Annotated in this window: 4 protein-coding genes and 2 rRNA genes; 4 read left to right on the top strand and 2 right to left on the bottom strand. The window is 66.1% G+C overall.

Translation table 11 applies throughout. The features are described from left to right. Positions 1-103 (top strand): 5S ribosomal RNA (gene rrf, locus ABE464_RS17380); the annotation flags it as partial. A gap of 131 nt (positions 104-234) precedes the next feature. Further along, positions 235-349, top strand: a 5S ribosomal RNA gene (gene rrf / locus ABE464_RS17375). Positions 350-783: 434 nt separating this feature from the next. Here the strand turns inward: rrf (ABE464_RS17375) and ABE464_RS17370 are convergent. Both ABE464_RS17370 and ABE464_RS17365 read right to left on the bottom strand, forming a co-directional pair. Beyond that, complete coding sequence (locus ABE464_RS17370; protein WP_346472951.1) at positions 784-2,514, bottom strand: M28 family metallopeptidase; 1,731 nt, start codon at positions 2,512-2,514, stop codon at positions 784-786. 54 nt (positions 2,515-2,568) lie between these two features. Further along, on the bottom strand, positions 2,569-3,231 hold the full coding sequence (locus ABE464_RS17365) for a hypothetical protein (RefSeq protein WP_346472950.1): 663 nt from the start codon (positions 3,229-3,231) through the stop codon (positions 2,569-2,571). Here ABE464_RS17365 and ABE464_RS17360 point away from each other — a divergent pair. Further along, a complete protein-coding gene (locus tag ABE464_RS17360; protein WP_346472949.1) occupies positions 3,230-4,654 on the top strand; it encodes a peptidoglycan DD-metalloendopeptidase family protein in 1,425 nt (474 codons plus the stop codon). The genes ABE464_RS17365 and ABE464_RS17360 overlap by 2 nt on opposite strands. Before the next feature lie 126 nt (positions 4,655-4,780). Then, positions 4,781-6,265, top strand: coding sequence for a S41 family peptidase (locus ABE464_RS17355; protein ID WP_346472948.1), 1,485 nt, complete (start codon positions 4,781-4,783; stop codon positions 6,263-6,265). Positions 6,266-6,332 lie beyond the last annotated feature (67 nt).

Genomic DNA, 6,332 nt, shown 5'->3' with positions numbered 1-6,332 from the left:
AGCGCTGTGGAACCACCCGATCCCATCCCGAACTCGGAAGTGAAACGCAGCTGCGCCGATGGTAGTGTGGCCTAAGCCATGCGAGAGTAGGTCATCGCCAGGGTTTTTACCCCGAAAACCCCGCTGCTCACGCAGCGGGGTTTTCTTTTTTTGCAGGCACCTGGTTTTTACAGGTATCTGTTTCTCGGAAGAGACCTCTGCTGAGCTGGCGCAATGCGCTGCTCCAACCGTCTCCCTGGTGAAATTAGCGCTGTGGCACCACCCGATCCCATCCCGAACTCGGAAGTGAAACGCAGCTGCGCCGATGGTAGTGTGGCCTAAGCCATGCGAGAGTAGGTCATCGCCAGGGTTTACACCCAAAACCCCGCTGCTCACGCAGCGGGGTTTTTTTTGTTCTTCTCCCAACGGAGGGGAGCGCCTCATTTCACGTGCCACAGCAGATGAGCACGGTCATGCGTATGCGGCCAGTGCGGCGGGTGGCGTCTCCGCTTGCATCTTCCGCGAGCGTAAGGGCCCCGTAGCGACCGGCAGGCCCCTCGGCAAATGTCCCCCGGCCGCCGCCTGACGGCGGCGGCTTCCTCCTTGATTTTGCCCAGGCGCCTACCGGCCGCTACGAGGCTTCGCGTGCTGTGTGCGGACTGACCAGACCAATCCCGGCACTCGCTGTCGCGCTGATGCTGGGCGGCCCAACGCCCGACCAAGCCAGCCGCCAACCCCAAAAAAACGGCGCCCCGAAAGGCGCCGTTTTCATGCAACAGAAATTACATCAGGACGAACAACCGCTCAGCGCGCAGACTCCGCGGCCGGGGTCTCAGCGCCCTTGCCCTTCATCATCGCATCGCGTGCCGCCTTGAACGGATTGCCTTCGTACCAGTTCGGCCACCGATCGCCGCCGGCCAGTTCCTTGCCAACCCCATACAGCAGCTGCAGGTCCTCGACCGTGCCATCCAGCTTCCAGGTGGCCGGATCGAACTCGTCCTTCGGGCCGTGGTAACGGTTGGTGCCATAGTCTTCGGCGGCCTTGCGGCCAGCGTCGACACCGCCGTCGCGCAGATCCTCACCACCGTCCGCATAGAGCGCCGGCACGCCTGCCTTGGCGAAGTTGAAGTGATCCGAACGGAAGTAGAAGCCGCTCTGCACCGCGGTTTCGCCGTGCAGGGTACGCCCCTGGTTCGCGGCCAGCGGCTTGAGGATGTCCTCCAGCTCGGAGCTGCCGAAGCCGGTCACGGTCATGTCCTTGGCACGGCCTGCCACCGACATCGCATCGATGTTGATCACACCGGCGATCTTGTCCAGCGGGAAGGTCGGGTGGCTGACGTAGTACTTCGAGCCCAGCAGGCCCGACTCTTCCAGCGTCACCGCCAGGAACACCACCGAACGCTCCGGTGCCGGCTGCTGATGTACCATCGCATCGGCGACTTCCAGGATGCCGGCCACGCCGGTCGCGTTGTCGACAGCGCCGTTGTAGATATTGTCGCCCTGCTCACCCTCGTGCTTGCCCAGGTGATCCCAGTGCGCCATGTAGAGCACGGCTTCATCGGCACGCTTGCTGCCCGGCAGGACACCGACCACGTTGCGCGACTTCTTTTCGGCGATGGTGCTCTTCAGATCGAAGGAGACCTTGGCCTTCAGCGGGACCGGTTTGAAGCCGCGCTTGCTGGCGTCCTTGTACGCCTTGTCCAGATCCAGGCCGGCCTCGGCGAACAACTGGCGGGCCGCATCGGCGCTCAACCAGCCCTGTGCGGGCAGACGCGCTTCCGGGTCATCCTTGGCCGGCAGATCGTACTGCGGGCCGGCCCACGAGTTCTTGACCACATCCCAGCCGTACGATGCACCGGCGGTGTCGTGCACGATCAGTGCTGCGGCGGCGCCCTTGCGCGCGGCTTCTTCGAACTTGTACGTCCAGCGCCCGTAATAGGTCATGCGCTTGCCGTCGAACAGCTTCTCGTCGTTGACGTGGAAGCCCGGGTCGTTGACGAACATCACGACCGTCTTGCCCTTCCAGTCCTGGCCGGCGTAGTCGTTCCACTTCTGCTCGGGCGCATCCACGCCGTAGCCGACGAAGACCAGATCGCTGGCCTCGACCTTCACGTCCGGCTGCCCGCTGCGGGTGCCGATCACCATGTCGGTACCGAACTTCAGCTCGCGGGTCTTGCCCGCCTGGTCAAGCGTCAATACGGTCGACTCATCGGCCGTGGTCTCGGTCATCGCGACATCCTGGAACCAGCTGTCGCCGTTGCCCGGCTGCAGGCCGATGCGCTGCATCTGGTCGCGGATGTAATTGACGGTCAGCTCTTCGCCCTTGCTGCCCGGCGAACGGCCTTCGAACTCATCCGAAGCCAGGGTCTTGACCAGTTCGGCGAAATCGCCGGCGTTGATCTCGGGCGAGAAGGCATGGCCCGGCGCGGTCGGTGCCGCGTCAGTGGCGGGTGCCGCGGTGGGCGCGGTGGATTCGCCCTTGCACGCGGTCAACGCAGCGGCAGCGGCAAGGCACAACAGAAGTTTGCGGGGCATCATCGGTTCCTGGAACGGGAAAGGCGGGTGCGCAGCGCACCAGCGACCACCATATCAATCCTGTGGCGCGGTGTCGGTATCGAAGGGCACGGCCACGGCGCCAGTGACCGGACCGATGCGGGCGGTGCGGTGCACATACAGGGTCACCTCACGCTCGAACTGCAGGGATCCATTGACCGACGCGTTCGGCCCGATGATTACGCGTGGCTTGCGGCCGGGGGTCAGCGACAGGTTGAAGTTCGGCTTCTTGACCTCGATGCCGCCCTCGACCTGCGAGCCCACCCCGACGGTGATATCGCCGTTCACGGTCTCGATGCCGCGCGACACGCGCGTCTCGACCAGACCGATGCTGCCATTGACGGTTTCCAGGCTGCCCTCGATCTGGGTGCCACGATCCAGGAAGATGCCGCCGTTGACAGTGTCCACCCCGCCGCTGGCAATCACCTCGCGCCCGACGCGCACACTCCCATTGACGGTGGAGATGCCGCCGGTGCGTGCGCGATCGGCGACGCGGATGCCGCCGTTGACGGTTTCAATGCGGCCGGTGGTGACGCTCTCGGCGACCTTGATGCCGCCATTGACGGTCTCCAGGTTGCCGTAGGTCTGGCCGGCCTCGGCGGAGATGCTGCCGTTGACCTTGCTGATGTTGTCGCTTGCGATGGCCGGCGCACAGGGCAGCGTCAGGGCCAGCAACAGCGGAAGCAGGGAGCGTTTCATGAGGACCTCGATGGTGGAGCGCGGCTGGCAGGCCGCCTGCAGGAATGTCACCATGCATCGTTGCAATCCGCATCTGCCTGAAGTCACTGGAAAGCCCTTGCGCCACAACGCCTTTTCCTCACGCCGGGATAACAATCCGACCGACGGACGCGGTCGCACGCAGTGGCTGACCCCGGCGTTGCGTGCGCTGCTGCTGGCAGTGGCCGTTCTCGGTGCCAGCCCGCTGGCTGCGCAATCCTCCAAGGAAGCCGAGCGCAAGCTGCAGAAGCTGCGCAGCGAGCTGAAGGGCGTGGCGCAGGAACGGCGGAATCTGGAAGGGCAGCGTGGACAGGCCTCGCGCCAGCTGCGCGAAGCCGACGAAAAGGTGGCCCGCACCGGGCGTGTCCTGGCCCAGACCGAAACCGCGCTGCAACGCGAGACTCGCGCGATGAGTGAACTGCAGGCCAAGCGCGATGCGCTGCAGGCCGGGTTGGAGCAGCAGCGCACGGAGCTGGCCTCGCTGTTGCGCGCGGCTTACCGCATCGGTAACAACGCACCGCTCAAGTTGCTGCTGTCGCAGGATCGCGTCGCCGACGCCAACCGAAGCCTGGCCTATCACCACTATCTGCAGCGCGAGCGCGCGCAACGGATCCAGTCGCTGACGGCCGACCTCACCGAACTGCAACGGGTGGAGACGGAGATCGTCGAGCGCCGCAAGGCGCTGGAAGGCACCCGTCAGCAGCAGAAGCAGCAGGTCGCCACGCTGGCCGATGACCGCCGCGCGCGCGCGGCCACCGTGGCCACGCTGGACGAACGCTACAAGGACCGCAGCGAGCGTGAGAAGGCGCTCGGCCAGGACGCCAAAGCATTGGAAACACTGCTCGCGAACCTGCGTGCCGCTGCTGCCCGCGCCGAGGCCGAGCGCCGTGCGGCCGCGCGGCGTGCCGCTGCGGAAAAAGCCGCCGCCGACAAGGCCGATCGCGCGGCGGCGGCCAGCGGTACCCGCCCGCCGCCGCGTGCGACCAAAACGCCTCCGGCAGTCGCTTCCGCGCCGGCACCGAAGGTCGGCGGTCTGGGCTGGCCGTTGTCGGGCAATCTGCTCGCCCGTTACGGCGGCAAACTGCCCGATGGCCGCACCAGCAGCGGCGTGCTGATCGGTGCGCCTGCTGGCAGCACCATCACCGCCGTCGCCGATGGCACCGTGGTGTTCTCCGACTGGATGACCGGCTACGGCATGATCCTGATCGTCGATCACGGCAACGGCTATATGAGCCTGTACGCCCACAACGACACCCTGCTGCGTGATGCGGGCGCCACGGTGAAGAAGGGCGAGGCGGTGGCCAAGGTCGGCAATTCCGGTGGGCAGGGCGTGACCGCGCTGTACTTCGAACTGCGCCGCAATGGACAGCCGGTGGACCCGGGCAGCTGGCTGCAGCGGCGATAAACCGCGCCCAACACGGGCGCGCCGTCGTGCAGCGGATTCAACAGGAATTTATCGTCGCTTCGCGCATAATCGGGCGACGCACCCCCGTGCGTGGATAACCGTCCCCCGCTCATCCTGGAGTGCTTCATGCGCGTAGCCCGTTCCGCCACCTTGCTGCTGGCCCTGTTGCCTGCGGTGTCCTGGGCGCAGCAGACCGCCGAAGCGCCGGCACGCGGGGCCGATGCGGCCACCACGGAAGAAGCGGTGACCTCACGGGTTCCGTTGGAAGAAATCCGCCGCTACGTCGCCGTCTACAACGCGGTTCGCGCGGCCTACGTCGATCCGGTCGACGACAAGAAACTGATGCAGTCCGCGATCCGCGGCTTGTTGCTCGATCTGGATCCGCACAGCACCTATTTCGACAAGGAAGACGCCGAAGCCTTCGATGAGCAGGCCAACGGCGCCTATGACGGCATCGGCGTGGAGCTGCAGCAGCAGCCCGACAACAGCAGCTTGAAGGTCATCTCGCCGATCGACGACACCCCGGCGACGCGCGCGGGCATTCTGGCCGGCGACCTGATCATCGCCATCGACGGCAAGCCGATCAGCGCGATCGAAGCGACCGAACCGCTGCGTGGCGCCGCCGGCACCAAGGTCGTGCTGACCCTGGTGCGCGAGGGCAAGCCCAAGCCGTTCGATGTCACCGTCACCCGCGAAACCATCCGCGTCACCAGCGTGCGCAGCAGGATGCTGGAACCCGGCTATGGCTATATCCGCCTGAGCACGTTCCAGGCCGATACCGGTGCCGATTTCCAGAAGCATGTCGCCCAGCTGCAGCAGCAGGCCGGTGGCAAGCTGAAGGGCCTGGTGCTGGATCTGCGCAGCAACCCGGGTGGCCTGCTCACCGCCGCCGTGCAGGTGGCCGACGATCTGCTCGAGAAGGGCAACATCGTCAGCACCCGCGGCCGCATCTCGATCAGCGATGCGCGTTTCGATGCGACCCCGGGCGATCTGCTCAAGGGTGCCCCGGTCGTGGTGCTGGCCGACGCCGGTTCGGCCAGTGCCTCCGAAGTACTGGCTGGCGCGCTGCGCGACAACGGCCGCGCCCGCGTGATCGGCAGCCGCACCTTCGGCAAGGGCTCGGTGCAGACCGTGCTGCCGCTGGATAATGGCGACTCGGTGAAGCTGACTACCGCGCGGTACTTCACCCCGAGCGGCAAGTCGATCCAGGCCACCGGCATCATTCCGGACGTTCTGCTGCAGCCGGAAAAGCGTGCCGGTGATGATGACCTGCCGGCCAGCCTGACCGACTACAGCGAAGCCACCTTGCCCGGTCACCTGCGCGGTGATGAAGAAGGCACCGAGGGCTACAAGGCCGGTGACGTGTTGCCCGGCGATGGCCCGATCAATGACGCGCTGGCCGAGTTGAAGCAGCCGGGTTCGGTGCTGGCCAGGCAGAAGGCAGAGGCGGCGAAGAAGCCGGCAGTGGCAGCGGGCAAGCCGGCAGATACGAAGCCGGCAGATTCGAAGCCGGCAGATTCGAAGCCGACCGAACAGCCTGCGGCGGCACCGGCGACGCCCGCGCCGGCCAAGCCCGAGGCACCGGCCTCGACGGCGCCGATCAAGCCGTGACCGGTAGTGCCGGCCGTTGGCCGGCTCTGCACAAATCCAGCCGTACGTGGCGCCGGCCAGCGGCCGG

It is taken from the genome of Stenotrophomonas sp. TWI587, assembly GCF_039674145.1.
In the GTDB taxonomy this organism is placed as follows: domain Bacteria; phylum Pseudomonadota; class Gammaproteobacteria; order Xanthomonadales; family Xanthomonadaceae; genus Stenotrophomonas; species Stenotrophomonas maltophilia_AY.
Note: the sequence above shows the minus strand (reverse complement) of the source record. Positions and strands in the feature narration are given on the sequence as shown.

Excerpts from the sequence above, each read along its gene's own strand:
- ABE464_RS17370 (WP_346472951.1), bottom strand. The coding sequence starts at position 2,514 with ATGCCCCGCAAACTTCTGTTGTGCCTTGCCGCTGCCGCTGCGTTGACC.
- ABE464_RS17360 (WP_346472949.1), top strand. The coding sequence starts at position 3,230 with ATGAGGACCTCGATGGTGGAGCGCGGCTGGCAGGCCGCCTGCAGGAAT.
- ABE464_RS17365 (WP_346472950.1), bottom strand. The coding sequence starts at position 3,231 with ATGAAACGCTCCCTGCTTCCGCTGTTGCTGGCCCTGACGCTGCCCTGT.
- ABE464_RS17355 (WP_346472948.1), top strand. The coding sequence starts at position 4,781 with ATGCGCGTAGCCCGTTCCGCCACCTTGCTGCTGGCCCTGTTGCCTGCG.